General features: G+C 62.6%; 16 protein-coding genes. 7 read left to right on the top strand and 9 right to left on the bottom strand.

The annotated features are described in order from the left end of the window. Positions 1-37 precede the first annotated feature (37 nt). From pstB to phoB, 3 genes are all read left to right on the top strand, one after another. Positions 38-784 carry a phosphate ABC transporter ATP-binding protein PstB gene (pstB, locus tag HG250_RS02795; protein ID WP_205763517.1) on the top strand — a complete coding sequence of 249 codons (747 nt, stop codon included), beginning with the start codon at positions 38-40 and terminating at the stop codon, positions 782-784. After that, entirely contained in the window at positions 784-1,452 is a 669-nt protein-coding gene (gene phoU / locus HG250_RS02800; RefSeq protein WP_170002604.1) for a phosphate signaling complex protein PhoU, read from the top strand. The genes pstB and phoU overlap by 1 nt, the downstream gene beginning before the upstream one ends. A gap of 79 nt (positions 1,453-1,531) precedes the next feature. Continuing rightward, positions 1,532-2,218 (top strand): phosphate regulon transcriptional regulator PhoB, encoded by a 687-nt coding sequence (phoB, locus tag HG250_RS02805; RefSeq protein ID WP_170002606.1) that lies wholly within the window; start codon positions 1,532-1,534, stop codon positions 2,216-2,218. Here phoB and HG250_RS02810 read toward each other — a convergent pair. The 6 genes from HG250_RS02810 to HG250_RS02835 all read right to left on the bottom strand — a co-directional run bounded on the left by HG250_RS02810 (position 2,215) and on the right by HG250_RS02835 (position 11,623). Continuing rightward, positions 2,215-2,952 carry an extensin-like domain-containing protein gene (locus HG250_RS02810; protein ID WP_170002608.1) on the bottom strand — a complete coding sequence of 246 codons (738 nt, stop codon included), beginning with the start codon at positions 2,950-2,952 and terminating at the stop codon, positions 2,215-2,217. The genes phoB and HG250_RS02810 overlap by 4 nt on opposite strands. Beyond that, a complete protein-coding gene (locus HG250_RS02815; RefSeq protein WP_170002610.1) occupies positions 2,952-6,488 on the bottom strand; it encodes an error-prone DNA polymerase in 3,537 nt (1,178 codons plus the stop codon). Before HG250_RS02815 ends, HG250_RS02810 begins: the two co-directional genes overlap by 1 nt. 15 nt (positions 6,489-6,503) lie before the next feature. Beyond that, the gene (locus tag HG250_RS02820) at positions 6,504-7,952 is read right to left on the bottom strand and encodes a UdgX family uracil-DNA binding protein (RefSeq protein ID WP_170002612.1); all 1,449 of its coding nucleotides are present in this window, start codon (positions 7,950-7,952) and stop codon (positions 6,504-6,506) included. Beyond that, positions 7,949-9,193: a putative DNA modification/repair radical SAM protein gene (locus HG250_RS02825; protein WP_170002613.1), complete on the bottom strand. Its 1,245-nt coding sequence runs from the start codon at positions 9,191-9,193 to the stop codon at positions 7,949-7,951. The genes HG250_RS02820 and HG250_RS02825 overlap by 4 nt, the downstream gene beginning before the upstream one ends. A 71-nt stretch (positions 9,194-9,264) precedes the next feature. Further along, a complete protein-coding gene (locus HG250_RS02830) occupies positions 9,265-10,890 on the bottom strand; it encodes a DNA polymerase Y family protein (RefSeq protein WP_240956872.1) in 1,626 nt (541 codons plus the stop codon). Continuing rightward, positions 10,781-11,623: a hypothetical protein gene (locus HG250_RS02835; protein WP_170002615.1), complete on the bottom strand. Its 843-nt coding sequence runs from the start codon at positions 11,621-11,623 to the stop codon at positions 10,781-10,783. Before HG250_RS02835 ends, HG250_RS02830 begins: the two co-directional genes overlap by 110 nt. A gap of 191 nt (positions 11,624-11,814) precedes the next feature. Between HG250_RS02835 and HG250_RS02840 the strand changes: the two genes are divergently transcribed. After that, positions 11,815-12,300 (top strand): pyridoxamine 5'-phosphate oxidase family protein, encoded by a 486-nt coding sequence (locus HG250_RS02840; RefSeq protein ID WP_170002617.1) that lies wholly within the window; start codon positions 11,815-11,817, stop codon positions 12,298-12,300. 110 nt (positions 12,301-12,410) lie between these two features. Here the strand turns inward: HG250_RS02840 and HG250_RS02845 are convergent, their stop codons facing one another. Beyond that, entirely contained in the window at positions 12,411-13,991 is a 1,581-nt protein-coding gene (locus HG250_RS02845) for an amino acid permease (RefSeq protein WP_338103853.1), read from the bottom strand. 109 nt (positions 13,992-14,100) lie between these two features. Beyond that, on the bottom strand, positions 14,101-15,462 hold the full coding sequence (locus HG250_RS02850; protein ID WP_338103854.1) for a sodium-dependent transporter: 1,362 nt from the start codon (positions 15,460-15,462) through the stop codon (positions 14,101-14,103). Here HG250_RS02850 and HG250_RS13070 point away from each other — a divergent pair. Genes HG250_RS13070 through HG250_RS02860 form a run of 3 tightly spaced genes read left to right on the top strand, consistent with a single transcriptional unit; the run spans position 15,461 to position 17,679 of the window. After that, the gene (locus HG250_RS13070) at positions 15,461-15,604 is read left to right on the top strand and encodes a hypothetical protein (RefSeq protein WP_338103859.1); all 144 of its coding nucleotides are present in this window, start codon (positions 15,461-15,463) and stop codon (positions 15,602-15,604) included. The genes HG250_RS02850 and HG250_RS13070 overlap by 2 nt on opposite strands. A 58-nt stretch (positions 15,605-15,662) precedes the next feature. After that, on the top strand, positions 15,663-16,532 hold the full coding sequence (panB, locus tag HG250_RS02855; protein ID WP_170002623.1) for a 3-methyl-2-oxobutanoate hydroxymethyltransferase: 870 nt from the start codon (positions 15,663-15,665) through the stop codon (positions 16,530-16,532). Between the two features lie 46 nt (positions 16,533-16,578). Further along, on the top strand, positions 16,579-17,679 hold the full coding sequence (locus HG250_RS02860) for a DUF475 domain-containing protein (protein ID WP_170003000.1): 1,101 nt from the start codon (positions 16,579-16,581) through the stop codon (positions 17,677-17,679). Here the strand turns inward: HG250_RS02860 and HG250_RS02865 are convergent. Continuing rightward, positions 17,636-18,601, bottom strand: a complete 966-nt coding sequence (locus HG250_RS02865) for a bile acid:sodium symporter family protein (RefSeq protein WP_170002625.1) — start codon at positions 18,599-18,601, stop codon at positions 17,636-17,638. The two genes, HG250_RS02860 and HG250_RS02865, sit on opposite strands and share 44 nt — an antisense overlap. Between the last annotated feature and the right edge of the window lie 9 nt (positions 18,602-18,610).

Here is an 18,610-nt window from a genome sequence, read left to right on the forward strand (position 1 = left end):
CGTAATCCATCAAAATCTGCAGACGACCGAGGCGAAGATGAGTGCGCGGAACGTCAGCGTCTTCTATGGCGACAAGAAAGCCCTCGACGACGTTTCGATCGATATCCCGACCGAATATGTGACGGCCTTCATCGGCCCGTCCGGCTGCGGCAAATCCACCTTCCTCCGCACGCTGAACCGCATGAACGACACGATCCCCTCGGCCCGGGTGGAAGGCAAGATCGAACTCGATGGCGAGGACATCTACCGCTCGCGAATGGATGTGGTGCAATTGCGCGCCCGAGTCGGCATGGTGTTCCAGAAACCCAATCCGTTCCCGAAATCGATCTACGACAACATCGCCTATGGCCCCAAGATCCACGGCACGGCGGACGGCAAGGACGAGCTGGACGCCATCGTCGAGAAATCCCTGAAGCGGGCGGGCCTCTGGAACGAGGTGAAGGATCGCCTGAACGACAGTGGCACCGCCTTGTCCGGCGGCCAGCAACAGCGGCTCTGCATCGCCCGCGCGATCGCAGTCGATCCCGAAGTGATCCTCATGGACGAACCCTGCTCCGCGCTCGACCCTATCGCCACGGCCAAGATCGAGGAACTGATCGGCGATCTGAACGGCCGCTATGCGATCGTGATCGTTACCCATTCCATGCAGCAGGCCGCGCGCGTTTCCCAGCGCACGGCATTTTTTCACCTCGGCAAGATGGTGGAATACGGGCGCACGTCCGACATCTTCACCAACCCGCTGGAAAAGCGGACCCAGGATTATATTACAGGACGGTACGGCTAATGTCCGAACATACAGTCAAGGCTTTCGATGACGATATCACCCGTCTGCGCGGCCTGATCGCCGAGATGGGCGGTCTGGCCGAGGTTTCGATCCAGGAATCGCTGGACGCCATGGTTCAGGGCAATGAGGGCCTTGCCGAGAAGGTCATCAAGCGCGACCGCAAGATCGACGCGATCGAGACCGACGTGGACAAGCTGGCGGTGCGGATCATCGCCTTGCGTGCGCCAATGGCGGACGATCTGCGCGAAGTGATTGCCGCTCTCAAGATTGCTGGCGTCGTCGAACGCATCGGCGATTACGCGAAGAATATCGCTCGCCGTGTCGGAGAGATCGAAGGCCGCAAAAGGTTTGAACCGCTGACGCTGCTTCCGGCAATGGGCGATCTCGCCGCCGAAATGGTGCATGACGTATTGACCGCCTATGCCTCGCGCGATCCCGAACTGGCGCTGGAGGTCATCAGGGCCGACGCCAAGGTCGATGCCTTCTACAATTCCATCTTCCGCAATCTGGTCAGTCACATGGTGGAAAACCCGGCCACCATCAGCAGCGCGGCGCAATTGCTCTTCGTGGCCAAGAATATCGAGCGCATCGGCGATCATGCCACCAATGTTGCAGAAATGGTGCATTTCGCAGCCACCGGCGAATATCCCCCGGACGAGGATAGCTGAGGCGCGTTCTGACACATAGCTGTCGCAATCGGGCCTTATGGCGGTGGCGTCGTCTGCGCCAGACATGAGGGACCGACACTTGCCGATTGCCAAGCTGCTCCTGGTCGAGGACGATCCTTCGCTCTGCGAACTGCTGGAATTCCGCTTTCGCACCGAAGGCTACGCTGTTCGCTCGACCGGAGACGGGGACGAGGCGCTCATCCTGGCGGTGGAAGACGTGCCCGATCTCGTCATCCTGGACTGGATGATCGAGGGGACCAGCGGCATAGAGGTTTGCCGGCGCCTCCGCCGCGATGCAGCGACGGCCCATGTTCCGATCATCATGCTGACCGCGCGCGAGGCGGAGGACGACCGGATCCGCGGGCTGGACACTGGCGCCGACGACTACCTGACGAAGCCGTTCTCGCCTCGCGAATTGCTGGCGCGGGTCGCTGCCGTCATGCGCCGGATCAGGCCCGTTCTGGCGGGTGAAGCCATCACCGTGGGTGACATCAGGCTGGACCCGGTGGCGCACAGGGTGGAGCGGAAAGGCAAGATGATTCAGCTCGGCCCCACCGAATATCGCTTGCTGAAATTCCTGATGGAAAGCCCCGGCAGGGTATTCAGTCGCGGCCAGTTGCTGGACGGCGTATGGGGCACGGGCAGCGACATAGAGCTGCGAACGGTAGACGTGCATATCCGACGGCTGCGTAAGGCGATCGAGGTCGAGGGTGCTCCCGATCCGGTACGGACCGTGCGCTCTGCCGGCTATTCCCTCGAACCCTAGCGGCAGAAATACCGGTTGCGCGGCGACTGGTCGAGGTGGAAATGGTCGCGATGGGCCGCGTTGTAATCGGGCGAGAGCACCGTGGTGAAGACCTGGCAGGCACCGCTGCGGATATGGCGCAGGAAGCGCGCCTTGCGATTTGCCGATCCCTCTTCCGCCCAATCCGAAACGATGCTGATCTCGGTTCCATCTTCGAGAGTAAAGGCTGCGATGTCGATGGCGTTTCCGGTGGCGTGCTGGCTCCACCGTCCGTTGCTGCGGCCGTACAGCCTTCGGCAGCTATAGGTTCCCAGATGGCTCACTGAGGCAAGCGGCGAGCTTAGAAGGTCCCGTGCCGCCGGCTCGACCGTTCGCTGCAGCCACGATGCCATGGCCGCATTGACCGCGCAGGTTGCGACGGGGGCTGAAGGCGACAGCGGAGATTCCGCAAGGGTACTCCGGTCCGGCCGTGAGCAAGCCCCCTCCCCTTCGGAACCGAGCAATTCGAATTTTACTCCGCTTCTCTCCAGAACCTTCCGGCAGATTCGTGTATCCTTTCGCAATTCCTGCCATTTTGCAGCAGTCGCCCAGCCATCTGGATCACGAAGGTCGAGTGGTGCGGCGGGGTTATGCTGCGGATTGTCGCGCAGCCACGCCATGCCTGCGAGCACTATGGCAAGGGCGATCAGCAGGGCCACGATCCGGCGGTCCGCTGCGAATTGTCCGACCCGCCGTGAGAAGGAGCGATAGCGCATCAATGAAAGTCACGGGACTTGGGAATGATGCGGGCATCGCGAGGATGTCCGCCGTGGAAACCGCATTCGCGATTGTTCGCCGGTAGCTGGAAAGGTTCCGGGTCGGGCGCCGGATAAGGATCGTCGCTGCCGGAGCGCAGATCGTCTCGCGGGTTGAGCTTTGCCGGTAACGGGCTGTTGCAATGGTCGGCCCTTGCAACGGGTGCGTTCAGCAGATCGTCTGACAATTCGTGCAGGCGTCCTGTCGCATCGGTCATGTGCTGGGCAATGACGTGAATGACCTCGTCGTCATATTCGACCCGTCCGCGCACTTCCATCAGCCGCGACCCCATGACGACCTTGCGCTGTTTTTCCTTCAGATCGGGCCAGACCACGAGGTTAATGACTCCCGTTTCGTCCTCCAGCGTAATGAAGCAGACGCCCTTGGCCGAACCGGGGCGCTGGCGGATCAGCACGACGCCCGCCACCTGCACCATGGAGCGGAATTTCCGGTCCCGCAAATCGCACGCGCGCACGAAGCCGCGCTCGGCCAGTCCGGCCCGCAGGAACGCCATGGGATGCGCCTTCAAACTGAGGCGCTGGGTCTGGTAATCGGCCACGACTTCTTCGGACAGGGGCATATGGGGCAGCGCGGTGCGCGATGCCTCCGCCCCCTCGTCCCGTGATTCCGCGAATTTGAACAAGGGCAGATCGACTCCGCCATGCAGGCTACGCGCATCCCACAGCGCCTGACGCCGCGGCAGGCCCAACGAACCGAAGCAATCGGCAGATGCCAGGCGCTCGATATGGGCAGGGCTGATCCTTGCCCGGTCGCGCAGGGCGGCAACGTCACGATAGTCACCGGTTTCCGCGCGGACCGCCACCAGCTGCGCGGCCACGTTTTCAGGCAATCCATCGATCTGCCTCAGCCCCAATCGCACGGCGACATCCCGTTTCCCCTTTTCCTGACCACCAGAACGCGACGTGGCGCTGCGGCGTTCCAGGGTACAATCCCATTCGGATCGATTCACATCCACCGGCAGGACCGCGACGTCATGCTCCACCGCATCGCGCACGATCTGCGCCGGGGCGTAGAACCCCATGGGCTGCGAATTCAACAAGGCGCAGCAGAAGGCGGCGGGGAAATGGCATTTCAGCCAGCTGGAGACATAGACGAGATGGGCGAAACTGGCGGCATGGCTTTCCGGAAAGCCATATTCGCCGAAACCGCGGATCTGGTTGAAGCAGCGCTGTGCGAATTCGCGGTCGTAGCCGCGCTGCACCATGCGCTCCACCATCATGTCCTGCAATTCATCGACCATGCCGCGGCTGCGGAAAGTGGCCATCGCCTTGCGCAGCCGGTTGGCTTCAAGACTGCTGAATTTCGCCGCATCCAGCGCGATCTTCATCGCCTGTTCCTGGAAGATGGGCACGCCGAGGGTACGCTCCAGGATCGAGGACAGTTCATCCGGGGGGCCGTGTTCGGGGCCAGGCGCCGGAATGACGACGTTTTCCTCCCCCCGGCGGCGTTTCAGATAAGGGTGGACCATGTCCCCCTGGATCGGACCGGGCCGCACGATGGCCACCTGCACCACGAGATCGTAGAATTCACGCGGACGCAGGCGCGGCAGCATGTTCATCTGCGCCCGGCTTTCCACCTGGAACACACCGAGGGAATCGCCCTTGCGCAGCATGGCATAGACTTCCGGATCTTCCCTCGGGACAGTGGCGAGTTCCAGGTGCCGGTCGTGATGATCCTCCAGCAGATCGAGGCATTTGCGGATACAGGTCAGCATACCCAGCGCCAGCACATCGACCTTCAGGATGCCCAGTGCCTCGATATCGTCCTTGTCCCATTCGATGAAACTGCGATCAGGCATCGCGCCATTGCCGATCGGCACCGTTTCGGTAAGGCGGCTTTCCGTCAGGATGAAACCGCCGACATGCTGGGATAAATGACGCGGCATTCCAATCATTTGCTCGGTCAGCGCGAGAACACGTCTTAAGTGCGGGTCCGTGATGTCGAGTCCGGTTTCCTCCACGTGTTTTTCACCGATCTCTCGCCCGTGGCCACCCCACACGGTCCGTGCCAGTGCCGCCGTGACGTCATCGGAAAGACCCATGGCCTTGCCCACTTCGCGAATGGCCATGCGCGGACGGTAATGGATGACGGTGGCGCACAGCCCCGCCCGGTGCCGGCCGTATTTCGCATAGATATGCTGGATCACCTCCTCGCGGCGCTCATGTTCGAAATCGACATCGATATCGGGCGGTTCCTTGCGCTCCTCCGATATGAAGCGATCGAACAGCAGGGCGTGCTTCGCCGGATCGACCGAGGTGATGCCGAGGCAATAGCATACCGCCGAATTCGCGGCGCTACCCCGCCCCTGACACAGGATCGGCGGATCGACGCCGCGGGCGAAATCGACGATGTCCTTGATGGTGAGGAAATAGCAAGCGAGGTCGAGCTTCCCGATCAGGGCGAGTTCCCTTTCGATCGTCTGCCGAACATTGTCCGGCAAACCATTGGGATAACGCCATTTTGCCCCCTCCCAGGACTGATCGACCAGATATTGCTGGGGCGTCATGTCGTCGGGATAGACCGCCTCCGGATATTCGTAGCGCAATTCATCGAGGCTGAAGGTGCAGGCATCGGCAATCACCCGCGATGCCGTGATTGCATGAGGCCAGCGGGCGAACATCGCAGCCATGTCCTGCGGACTTTTCAGGTGCCGTTCGGCATTGGCGTGCAGCAGGTGACCGGCCCGGGCGACGGTGGTCTTGTGGCGGATCGCCGTCATCACATCCTGCAGCGGCCGGCGGTCGGGGGCGTGGTAATGTACATCGTTCGTGGCCAGCAGTCCCAGGCCGTTCGCCCGCGCCAGCGCATCGAGGCGGTCGATGCGCGCAATATCGTCCACGCGGTAGAGGAAGCTGGCGGCAAGGTGGCGCAAATTCGGCAGGCCGGCGGCCAGATGCGGCAGGAGATCGACGAAGCGGCCGCTGACAGCATGCTCCATCACCTTGCCATTCAGCGCCACGACATTGCCCGCCCATGCCGGTATTGTGAAATGCTGTTCCAGATCTGGCGGCGGCAGGGCGATGAGCTGCACGCCTTGGGAATGCTCCGCCAGCATGGCGAGAGAAATGGCGCATTCGCCCTTCGCCTGCCAATTCCCATCCAGAGTTTGCATCCGGCCTGCTGAAATCAGGGTGCACAGTCTGCCATAGGCCGCCCGGTCACTGGGATAGGCCAAGAACGCTAAACCTTCGACAGTTTCTATCCTGCTGCCGATAAGCGGCTTCAGCTTAAGGGTTTTTGCCTCTGTGTGAATGCGAACCACGCCTGCCATGGAGTTCGCATCTGCAATCCCGATCGCATCATACCCGAGCGACCGGGCGGTCAGGACGAGATCGACAGCATCCGATGCCCCGCGCAGGAAACTGAAACAGCTCAGCAGCCCCAATTCGACGAATGGCGCACGGGCGGGTGAATCCACGCGGCAAGGATCGCAATCGATCCGGCGCTTTGCAGGTGTGAGCGGAGCGTCGGGCATGGCTGCTTCACAGGATCAGCTGTCAGCCATTTCGGCGAGCCGCTGCGCCACTGCCGCCAGATCGGCATCGAACAGGCGTTCCTGCTTCTCCCGCGCTTCTCCATCGAGGCGCAGGAGATAGGAAGGATGCGCCGTGATCCAGAGTTCGCTGCCATCTTCCAGCATCTGCGGCGTTCCGCGTGCCTTGGTGATGCTGACGGTCTTGCCCAGCATGCCGCGCGCAGCACTGGCCCCCATGGCAAGCACCAGCTTCGGCTGCACGATGGCGCGTTCGCTTTCCACCCACCAGCGGCAGGTGTCGATTTCCTTGGCATTGGGCGACTGATGCAACCGACGCTTGCCGCGCTGAACATATTTGAAATGTTTGACGGTGTTGGTAACATAGGCCTTGTCGCGGTCCAGCCCCGCACGTTCGAGATGCACGTCGAGCAATTGCCCGGCTGGCCCGACGAAGGGGCGCCCGCTCTGGTCTTCCTGATCGCCCGGCTGTTCGCCGACGATCATCAGGGCAGCACCGAGCGGCCCTTCCCCCATGACGGCATGATTGTCGAGTTCGCCGATCGGACATTTCCGGCAGGCATGTATCGCCTTGTCTATCGCGGCCAGCGTCTCGGGCCGTTCCTCGAATTCCAGCGTTCCTGCATCCACCATCGTGCTTTCCCGTTGCTGTGCCCCTGCCACCAGTTCCGGTATCAGGGCGGCTTCGGGCATGTTCTTCCAATATTTACGGGGCATTTCCTTCAGCATCGCCCCGACCTTCAAACGCGCCGGGTTGAAGATGGAGGCATAATATTTGCGCCACAGATCCTCGGCAGGGTCGCCCGCTGGCGCATCGCCCCGTTCTGCCGCCGGCCCTTCGCGCATGATTTCGCCATCCCAATGCAGACTGAGGCGCGGCGTCAGAATCGACCATTTCATATTGGCGAAGCGCCTGACGAAAAAGCCGGCATTGGCCCGAACTATATGATGATCGGGTTCGAACCAGGCGACGTAATGTTCATCGCCCGATCCTTCGACGCCTTCATCCTCCACCACGCGGAAGCGGACGAAGGCATGCATCTTGTGGCTGTCGCGGCGCACGCTGCGGTCGAGATCTTCCAATCGCCGGACGTCATTATCGGCCTTGTCCTCCATGACCCGGCCATTGGTCTGGTGACGCCACAGCAGCCGATAGAGCAGCGCAAACCGTTCGGGGTCTGAATGCAAGGCCGCATTCTTCGCCAGTTGCAGGAAGCGGCGGCTGACGCGGATCTGCGGCGCATCTGCCGGAGGGGACGGAACGCGCAAATCGCTACGACCGAACAGGTCGCCCGATCCGCCGGGTTCGACCCAGGCAATGCGGTCGGGCGGCACGTCGCATTGCACCAGCGCGCGGGCACGTTCGCGCCAGAAGCCGAAATCGTCAGGTTCCGGCAATTGTATGACATAGCGTGTATCCGCCCTGATGCGCTGCGCCGGTATCATGCCGCGAACAGCTCCAGCTGCTCCTGCTTCGGTGCGAGCAGGCTGCGAAGATCGGCGCGATCCGTCAATGTGGTGGGCCGCCAGTCCGCCGCGATGATGAAGGGCCGGACCTTGGTGACAGAAACTGTCAGCTTGCCAACATCGTCCAAACGCAAGGTCCGGTGACGGCGGGCGGCAATGATCTGGTTTACCGCGCGCACGCCCAGCCCGGGTACGCGCAGCAGCATTTCACGGGGTGCGCGATTGACGTCGAGCGGGAAGCTTTCCCGGAATTTCAGCGCCCAGGCGAGCTTCGGATCGATATCGAGCGGCAGATTGCCGTCATCGCCCGTCGCCTGCATGACTTCACCGGGATTGTAACCATAGAAACGCATCAGCCAGTCGGATTGATAGAGCCGGTGTTCGCGGATCAGCGGCGGACGCTTCAATGGCAGGACCGCACTGGCATCGGGAATGGGGCTGAAGGCGGAATAATACACCCGGCGCAGACCGAAACTGTCGTAAAGCCGGCTTGCCTTGCCAACGATATCGGCGTCGCTGGCGGCGTCCGCCCCCACGATCATCTGGGTGGATTGCCCGGCCGGGGCAAAGCGTGGCGCATGGCGGAAACGCTTCCGCGCGTCCTTCGCCTCGGCGATGCTGTCCTTTACCCCGCCCATCGCGCCTTCGATCTGACGGGAGTTCTTGTCGGGCGCGAGGCGGGTCAGCCCGGCATCGGTCGGCAGTTCCACATTGATGGATACGCGGTCGGCATAAAGCCCCGCGCGATAGGTCAGTTGCGGATCCGCTTCGGGGATGGTCTTGAGGTGGATGTAGCCGCGAAAATCATACTCTTCCCGCAGGATACGGGCCGTTTCTATCATCTGTTCCATGGTGTGATCGGAACTCTTGACGATGCCCGAGGAAAGGAACAGCCCCTCAATATAATTGCGGCGATAGAAGCTGATCGTGAGATCCGCCACTTCCTGCGGAGTAAACTTCGCCCGCCGTACGTTCGAGCTCTTGCGGTTGATGCAGTAGTGGCAATCGAAGATGCAGTGATTGGTCAGCAGGATTTTCAGCAGCGAAATGCATCGCCCATCCGGCGCATAGGCATGGCAGATGCCCATGCCTTCGGTCGAACCGATGCCCTTGCCGCCAATGCTGTTCTTCTTCGCCGTACCCGACGAAGCGCAGGACGCATCGTATTTCGCGGCATCGGCAAGGATTTCGAGACGTTCAATGACGGAAAGCTGGGCCATGTGTTCCATATATGTTCTATTCTGCGATTCTCCAAATTGTTTCGTGAAAACATCACGTCGCAATCTGCCCGTCAGGCACATAGCCCCTGCAGATACCAGTCGGGCACACCCCCGCGCCCGTCGCCGATAATGCCGTGGCGATAGATCCAGTAACGGCGCCCCTGCCGGTCCTCGATACGGTAGTAATCGCGCAGGCGCACCGTTGACCTTTCGCGCCACCATTCCGGCGCGATCCGCTCCGGTCCTTCTACCCGGCAGACCTCGTGCACCTGCCCGCGCCAGCGGAACTGCCGGGGAAATCCGTCGGGCGTGGCATAGAGCACGGCAATGGCTTCGGCCCGGTCGAGCATTTTCAGCGGGCGGGCATGAAAAGCAAGCTGCCCCTGACTCGGGGGTTCGGGGGCAAGGGGCGGCTGCCAGCGCTGCGCCCTCTCGGGAATATGGCTGGCATGAGGCACCGGGCGCCGCACCGCATCCGTTCCCAGGCGAACGGTCAGCCGGTCGATGCAGGCCGCAAGCGATGTGCCGTGTTCCTCCGCCGCCTTGTCCAGATCTCCCTGTTCCAGCGAGAGGCCTTCTGTCCAGCTGGCGCGTAGGCGCACGGTTTCGATGCCGAAGCCTGCATCCACATCGTCGAGCCGTGCCGCGAACAGGCGGCAGATATGATCGGCCTCACGCGTGGCGGCAGCCATTTCGAGGCGGCGGACCACCACCTCCCCATCGACCCGCCACAGGCCGAGTTCAAGGCGCCGTGCCCCCTCGCCCCGGCCTTCAAGGGTGCGGGCCATGTCCTGCGACAGGTCGCGCAGCACCTGGTCCAGCAGGTCGCGGTGGCGGATCGGTTCGACGAGGCGGCGCTGCACCATGGGCATGTCGGTCGGCACCACGGGCAGCAGCGGTTCGGGCACGCCGCCCAGCAACTGGTCCATGCGGATCAGCGGATTGGCGGCGGGCGAACGGCGGTTGCGGAACCGGCGCATGATCGCATCGCGCCCGATCCCATCCATGTCGCCGAGCCGTTTCAGCCCCAGCCTGCGCAGAACGGTCAGCACATCGTCATCCAGCCGCAGGGCCGCCATGGGGAGGTCGGCCAGCAGGGCCCGCGCATCGTCCTGAGCGGCGAGAATGGCACCGCCCCGCCCGTCGCACGGGCCGTGATGCGCCAGCGCCCAGGCGGCACCGGCGGTCGGCGCAATGGCGCTGCGTACGGCAAGGCCGCGGGCGGCGAAACGCTGCTGCAGATCGGCCAGCAAGGCCCGTTCCCCGCCGAACAGATGGCTGGCCGCGCTGATATCCACCAGCAATCCGTCCGGCGGATCGAGCGCGCTCCACGGGCCCCAGCGCTGAGCCCAGATGGCCAGACGCTCGAGAAAATCGAGATCGCCGGCAGGGTCGCTGATCGCCACTTTCAGATGCGGGCAGAGCGTGCGGGCATCGGCCAGCATCATGCCGCGAACCGCACCGGCAGCACGGCCTGCGCCATTGGCGGCATCGATACGCGGGCCATGCGCGGTTTCGGTAATCAGTACCAGCGGGCCTGCATCCGCACCTTCCCCTTCCGCGCAGCCCTGACCATGACGCCAGCGATCAATCGCCAGCCGCGCGCACCAGATCGACAGGATTCGCCTGCCCGCTGCCCTGCCCTGCTCCGGTGTGCTGCCGTGCCGGTGGCTCGACGTCGAGGCGATATCCGTCATCGCGCATTATCCATTCTGCAGGGGGGTGAATGCGGGAGCGGAACAGACTGGCATGCCACCCCGGTGTGCCGGGAGCATCCCTGTTCCAGCGAGGGCGCGGCGAAGGGGCGGACCGTGCATCCCAGCGCATCCGCGCGGAACTGAGATCGCGCCTTGCATCGATCCGCACCAGCCACAGCGGAACCCCATGATGTTCCGCCGCAAGGCTGAGACGGCGCGAAGCGGTGAAGTCCAGCACTTGCGGGTTGCCCACGATCTCGCCGATGACGAAGGCGAGGTCGCGGCACCGCACCCCTTCCTCCAGCGCGAACAGGGCATCCTTTGGCTTTTCGGCCAGAACATGGATCACCCGGCGTTGCAGATCCGGCGGCATTCCCGGGCGATAGGGATAGCCGCCGCGCTTTGCCGCAGCGCGTTCCTGCACCCACAATATCGCGCGCTGATCGTCGGAAGGAGCGGCAGCGGCAGGCCCGTTTCCATCACGGGCAGCCGCGCGCATGGCATCCAGCGCCAGCGACAGCGCCATGCCGGCACCCGCCGCCTCGTTCCCGCAGGCGAATATCTCGCTATGGAGGGCACCGGTAGAGCCCGGGCGCCATTGCCTGGCGGCCCGGTCCGAATCTGTGTCATGATCCGGCGACAAGGCCGACAGTTGCGTGAAATTGCCCGGCAGGCTGGAGCACAGCCGGGCAAGCGCATGATGGTTCGATGGGGTTTCGGCAGCATTTTTCATAAAGGAATCGACTCGTTTGTTCCTATTATGTTCCCGCCATGCTTAATAGGCAATCTGCCTTTCCACAGTTTTGCAGTTTGGCGATCAAATCCCCCGGAAATGACGCAGCAGGCCTGCTCCTGAGCTTCGCCGATCTTCGGAACATCCGCCCCGTCCGCCCGTTCATGGACGGACACAAAAGGAGTAATCGAATGCAGTATGGACAAGGCGACCCCGAGGAACTGAAGAACAAGTTCTGGCATGCGATCGCGGATTCGCCCTTCGTGTTCCTGGAACGCAATGACGCACCGGACGCCGCCGTGGTGATGACCGCCCAGCTGGACAAGAATGCCGATCATTCCATCTGGTTCTTCTCGCACAAGGACAGCGACCTTGCCAAAATGGGCCGTGCCGTCGCGACTTTCGCGGGCAAGGGTCACGAAATCTTCGCCCGCATTGAAGGCACCCTGACCCAGGAACTCAGCCGCGACAGGCTGGAGCAGCACTGGAGCAATTTCGTCGAGGCCTGGTACAAGGGCGGCAAGGACGATCCCAACCTGCTCATGCTGCGCATGGATCTGGGCGAAGCGGAAATCTGGAGCACCAAGCTGGGCGCGCTGACCACCGGGAAGATGATGCTGGGCATGGATGTGCGGGAAGAAGGCGCGGAACACCACGCCAAGACTTCCCTGCGTTAGAACGGGCCTGCGTTAGAACGGGCCTGCGTTAGAACGGGCCTGCGCTAAACGGCACACCTCGAGCAAAATGGCCGCTCCCGGAATGGAAGCGGCCATTTTCACGCCGGTCTTCAATCCCGTCCTCGATCCGCGAGACCCGGTATATCAGGTTCGATCCCGGCCGTATCCTGTTCGTGTATCTCGACGATGCCCTTGCCCAGCAGGCTGTGGCTGCGGCTGTAGCCGAAATAGACCACCAGCCCGATCGCGCCCCAGACCGGCAGGACCAGCATCGCCAGGAACGGCAGGTTGAGGAACAGGAAGATGCACCCCGCAATCGTGGCCGGCCCCACCAGCCACAATGCGGGCGTGCGGAAACTGCGCTTCACCTCGGGCGCGGTCCGCCGCAGCACCATCACCGCGATCGCCACCATCATGAAGGCGAACAGAGTACCCCCGTTGGAGATATCGGCAAGCTGCCCCACAGGCAGAAACGCCGCCCCCACGGCAACGACCGCACCGGTGATCATGGTGACGACATACGGCGTCTTCCACCTGGGATGCACCCTGCTCAGCTTCTCCGGCAACAGCCCGTCGCGGCTCATGACGAAGAAGATGCGGGTTTGCGCGAACAGTAGAACCAGGATCACGGAAGGCAGGGCGACAAAGGCCGCGATGCCGAGCATATTGCCGACTTCGGAAAAACCGATCTGCCGCAGGACATGGGCCAGCGCCTCGTCCGAACAGACCAGCATCTGCGAAAATTGCGGCAGGGCGCATTGACGGGCCAGTTCTTCGGACCCTGCGGGAAATGGAATGCCGCCCGGCCCCATGATCGGCTGCCCGCCGATCGTGCCGATCGCCCCTGCCGCCACGAGAATATAGAACACGGTGCAGAACAGCAGCGATCCGACGAGGCCGATGGGCACATTGCGCTGCGGATTTTTCGTTTCCTCCGCCGCCGTCGAAACCGCGTCGAAGCCGACATAGGCGAAGAAGATCGTCGCCGCTGCGCCGACCGCGCCGACACCGCTGCCGAACCCGCCAAACATCCCGGCCGGCAGGAAAGGGTTGAACCGCTGCAGTTCCACCGCCGGCAGGGTCAGGAACAGGAATACGGTCAGGGCCGTTACCTTGATTGCAACCAGGATGGTATTGAAAATCGCGCTTTCCCGCGTGCCGACCATCAGCAGCCAGGTGACCAGCAAGGCGATCACAAGCGCCGGCAGATTGATCAGTCCTCCCGGTGCGCCGCCCAATATCAGCGGACCCGCAGACAGCCAGGCCGGTAGTTGGATGCCAAGGAATTCGTTCAGGATCGTACCGGCGAAATAGCCCGACCAGCCCACGGAAACCGCGCTCGCCGCCACCGCATATTCCAGGATCAGCGCCCAGCCGACCGTCCAGGCCAGCAATTCGCCCATGGTCGCATAGGTGTAGGTATAAGCGGACCCCGAAACCGGGATCATCGCGGCAATCTCGGCATAACAGAGGGCGGCTACGATGCAGATGGCCCCCGCTATGGCGAAGGCCAGCATCAGCCCTGGCCCCGCCTTTTGCGCGCCCGCAGCGGTTAGCACGAAAATACCCGTGCCGATGACGCAGCCAATACCGAACAGCATGAGCTGGAAAGCACCAAGCGTGCGTTCCAGAGATTTCTTCGCAGCGACGTCCAGAATGGCATCGAGCGGCTTCACACGACTGAAGATCACCGCATGCATTTCCCCCCAGGCCCGCCGCGAGACATCCCCGCGCAACCAGCCGGCGCGAAACGACTAATCGCGTTCGACGCCGACGGGAAGCGCAAAAAGCAGCGTCGCTCTATTCAGTCAGGGAAGGAAAGATGCCGACGAGCAGAATGGCCATCAGCGCAACCGGGCAAAGCCAGCGAACGAGGAACAGCCAGAACCGGTGCAGCCCGCCGGTCAGGCCGTTTTCGGCATCGATCAACCGGCGGGAAGCGATCCACCCCACGAAGATCGAGGTGAGGATCGCGCCGATCGGCATCAGCACCTTGCTGGTGACCGTATCCAGAATGTCGAACATGCCCATGCCGGCAAAGAGCGACATACCGTTCAGCGGGTGCCATTCTTCCAGAGTGTTGAACGACAGGGCGGCCAACGCGCCCAGCAGCAATGCACCCGCCGAAACCGTGACGGTGGCCACCACGCGCGAAATGCCGAACTTGTCCTTCATCCAGGCCGTCGGCGCTTCGAGGAGCGAAACCGAACTCGTCAAAGCGGCGAAGAACACCATGATAAAAAACAGGAGCCCTATCAGCGAACCGACCGGCATGTCCTGGAATGCGCGCGGAAGCGACTGGAACATCAGGGCCGGCCCGGCATTCGGTTCCAGCCCCGCGGCAAAGACGATCGGGAAGATGCAAAGGCCGGCGATCAGCGCCACCGCCGTATCCGCTCCGGCGATGATCGTCGAAGTGCCGGCAAGATTGACGTCGCGGCCGACATAGGAGCCGTAGGTGATCATCCCCGCGACCCCCAGCGACAGCGAAAAGAACGCCTGCCCCACCGCGGCCAGCATCACTGGGCCGGTCAGACGTTCAGGTTCGAAGGAAAACAGGTAAGTGACCGCTTCGGCGAAGCCTCCGGTGAAGGCACCGTAAATGGTGATCGCAAGAAACAGGATGAAGAAGGCCGGCATCAGCCAGGTGGCGACGAATTCGATCCCGCCCGAGACACCTCTCGCGACGAAATAGAGGGTGATGAGCAGGAACAACACCTGCAGCGCGACCATCAGCGTGCCATTGCCGAACAGGCCGGGCAGCAGGGCCTCCACCTCCTCGGCAGGGCGGCCCTGGAAGGCACCGCCCGACAGTCCGGTCGTGACCAGATCCTGCGCGAAGGCGCCGACATAATAGAGCACCCATCCGCCGACCACACAGTAGAAGCTGAGAACGATGAAGGCACCCAGCACGCCGATGGAGGCGAGCGCGTCCCAATGGCGCGACTTGCCCGATTCGATCGCCATCCGCCTGACGCTTTCAGGGGCGGATGCCTGTCCGTGGCGGCCGATCAGCGTTTCCGACAGCAGGACCGGCGAACCGATCAGAACGACGCAGAAAATGTAGAACAGAACGAAGGCCCCGCCCCCGTTCGCGCCGGCCTCGGCAGGGAAACGCCACATATTGCCAAGGCCGACCGCGGACCCCACCGCCGCAAGGATGAAGGCCGACCGCGAGGACCAGCCGTCCTTCGTGCCCGGCTGCCTTGCTGCATCATCTGAACCACTCGTGGCGACCATCGGCATATTCTCCCAGCGTGCTGCGCGTCGGGCGCATGTCTTCAGCGCCTATTACAACGATTGACCGCCACGTCGAGTGCGCGGCTTTGCCAAACCGCTCACCTGCCGCTAGGAACGCCGCCATGTCCACGACCTTCCAGCTCGATACGAGCACCAGCCGAGCCAATCCGACTCCCAGCCCGATGAAACGGCTGACCGTGCCGAAGATCAGGGCGCGCAAGCAGGACGGCAAGGTGGACGAACCCATCGTCATGCTCACCGCCTATACCGCCCGGCAGGCGCAATTGCTGGATGAACATTGCGACATTCTGCTGGTCGGCGATTCACTGGGGCAGGTCATCTACGGCCTTCCCTCCACCGTTCCGGTTACGATGGAGATGATGGCGAACCACGCGGCCGCCGTGGTGCGCGGCAGCTATCATTCCGTGGTCGTCGTCGATATGCCGTTCGGCGCTTACGAGACCTCTCCCGGCCATGCATTCGAGAGCGCGGCGCGCCTGCTGAAGGAAAGCGGTGCGGCCGCCGTCAAGCTGGAGGGCGGCGAAGTGATGGCGGAGACCGTCGCCTTCCTGTCGCGGCGCGGAATACCCGTCATGGGCCATGTCGGTCTTACACCGCAGGCGGTGAATGTACTCGGCGGATATGCCGCACGCGGGCGCAGCGATGCCGAATCCGACAAGATCCTCGACGATGCGCGGGCGCTCGACGAAGCCGGAGCCTTCGCCGTGGTGGTGGAAGGCGTGGTCGAACCCATCGCCATCGCGGTGACGGAAGCATTGTCTTGCCCGGTCATCGGGATCGGCGCATCCGCCCATTGTGACGGCCAGGTGCTGGTGACGGACGACATGCTCGGCATGTTCGAACGTGTGCCGCGCTTCGTGAAGAAATATGACGACATCGCCGCCCTGATCGACAGGCGTGTTCGCGAATATGCAGGTGAGGTGCGCGCCCGCAGCTTCCCCGGTGCGGACCAGACCTATCAGCCGCGCTGAACCGGCAATCTCCCTGTACCTCACCCAATGATGGGACATGACACCGATGGACACGCTCCTGCGTTACTACAAGTTTTCGCTCGGCTTCACCTTTGCCTGCCTGTGCCTGGCGGTCTGGTACGGGTTTGAAAGCACGGGATCGCTCGCGGGCACCGCAGAGATCCTGTGGATCGTCTTCGTCCTGTCGATCCTGGAAATCTCCCTCAGTTTCGACAATGCGGTGGTGAATGCGACCGTGCTGCGCGACATGAGCGAAAAATGGCAGAGGCGCTTCCTCACATGGGGCATACTGATCGCCGTGTTCGGGATGCGGATCGTGTTCCCGCTGGCGATCGTGGCGGTGGCGGCGGGACTCGGGCCGCTGGCCGCCATCGACCTGTCGCTGAACGATCCCGCGGCGTATGAAGCGATCGTATCCAGCGCCCATGTCGGCATTGCAGGATTCGGCGGCGCGTTCCTGACCATGGTGGGGTTGAACTTCTTCTTCGATGGCGAGAAAGAGGTTCACTGGATCGGCAAGGTGGAACGGTTCCTGACCAGGGCTTCCGACCTGAAAGCGGCCGAGATCGCGATCCTGATCCTGGCGCTTTACGGCATCTCGCTGATGCTTCCCGATGACGAGGCGCTTACCTTCATCGTATCGGGTATCCTGGGGCTGGTGACCTATATCATCGTCGATGGGATCGGCACCTTGCTGGATCAGTACGGGGGCAAGAACATGGCAGAGGGTGCCGCCCGTTCGGGTCTTGGCGGCTTCCTGTATCTGGAAGTCCTCGATGCAAGCTTCTCCTTCGACGGGGTGATCGGGGCGTTCGCCCTCACCAACAACATGATCATTATCGCGATCGGCCTGTCCGTCGGTGCGATGTTCGTGCGCAGCATGACGATCCACCTCGTCAAGGCGGGCACGCTCACGCAGTACCGGTTTCTGGAGCATGGTGCATTCTGGGCAATCATCGCGCTGGGTGCCATCATGCTGGCGTCGGCGCATTGGCACATACCGGAAACCATTACGGGGCTGATCGGCGCCACTCTTATCGGGCTGTCGCTATGGTGGTCGATCCGCCACAACCGTCGCCACGGGGACGGTGAGCAGGCCAGGATCAGCCCGACCGGCTCCGCAGGCGATTTGCCAGCGGAGCGCTGATGACCAGCTGCAGCAGGTGATAGGCCAGCAGCGGCACCATCAGCAATCCGGCTGTCGCTGACGGAAAGAGCACCATGGCCAGCGGCGCGCCCATGGCGGTGCTCTTGTGCGCGCCCGCGAACAGAAAGGCGATGCGGTCGCTTCGGCCAAGGCGCAGTCCCGCGCCCAGCCACCATGCGCCGAAGAAACCGAAGGCGAGGAACAGGGCGACGCCGGCAAGGAGGATGGCCCATGCGAATGGATCAACCCGCGTCCACAACCCCTGTGTCACGGCCCCGGAAAATGCGACATAGACGGCGATCGCAATGGCGATCCGGTCCATCCAGCTGACGATTCCGCCATTCCTTTCCATCCAGCGGCCGGTGCGCGACTGGAGTATCTGCCCGAGAACGAATGGCAGGATGAGGATCAGCAGGATCTTCACCAGTGCCGCTCCACCAAAATCGGCCCCCTGCTGTCCCGCCAGAGCCGAGAACAGCGGTGCGGTCAGAAACACGCCGATGATGTTCAGCAGCGCTGCGGCCACGACTGAAGAAGCGACATTGCCGCCGCCAAGCGAGCTGTAGGCGGTTGCCGACTGCACCGTCGACGACAGTGTTCCGAGATAGAGAAAGCCGAGCGCAACTACGTTCGGCAGCAGCCCCGCGCCTAAGTGGAAAAGGGCCAGCCCGGCAAGCGCCATCGCGCCGTAACACCAGCCGACCAGCGCACCCAGAAATCGCCAGTTTCCCATGCCTGCAAGAACATCGGCCCGCGACAGCCGCATCCCGTTCAGCAGGAAGAGCAGGAAGATGGCACCATCCGAGATGGATTGTGCGACTGTGCGAGCGCCGCCTTCCACCGGCAGGAAACTTGCGCACAAAACGGCAAGCAGCAGCAACCGAACCATCCAGTCGATACGCGAGAACAGCGCATTCAGCATGCCGGCTGC

The sequence above is a fragment of the Pseudopontixanthobacter vadosimaris genome (assembly GCF_012979275.1).
GTDB classification, from domain to species: domain Bacteria; phylum Pseudomonadota; class Alphaproteobacteria; order Sphingomonadales; family Sphingomonadaceae; genus Pseudopontixanthobacter; species Pseudopontixanthobacter vadosimaris.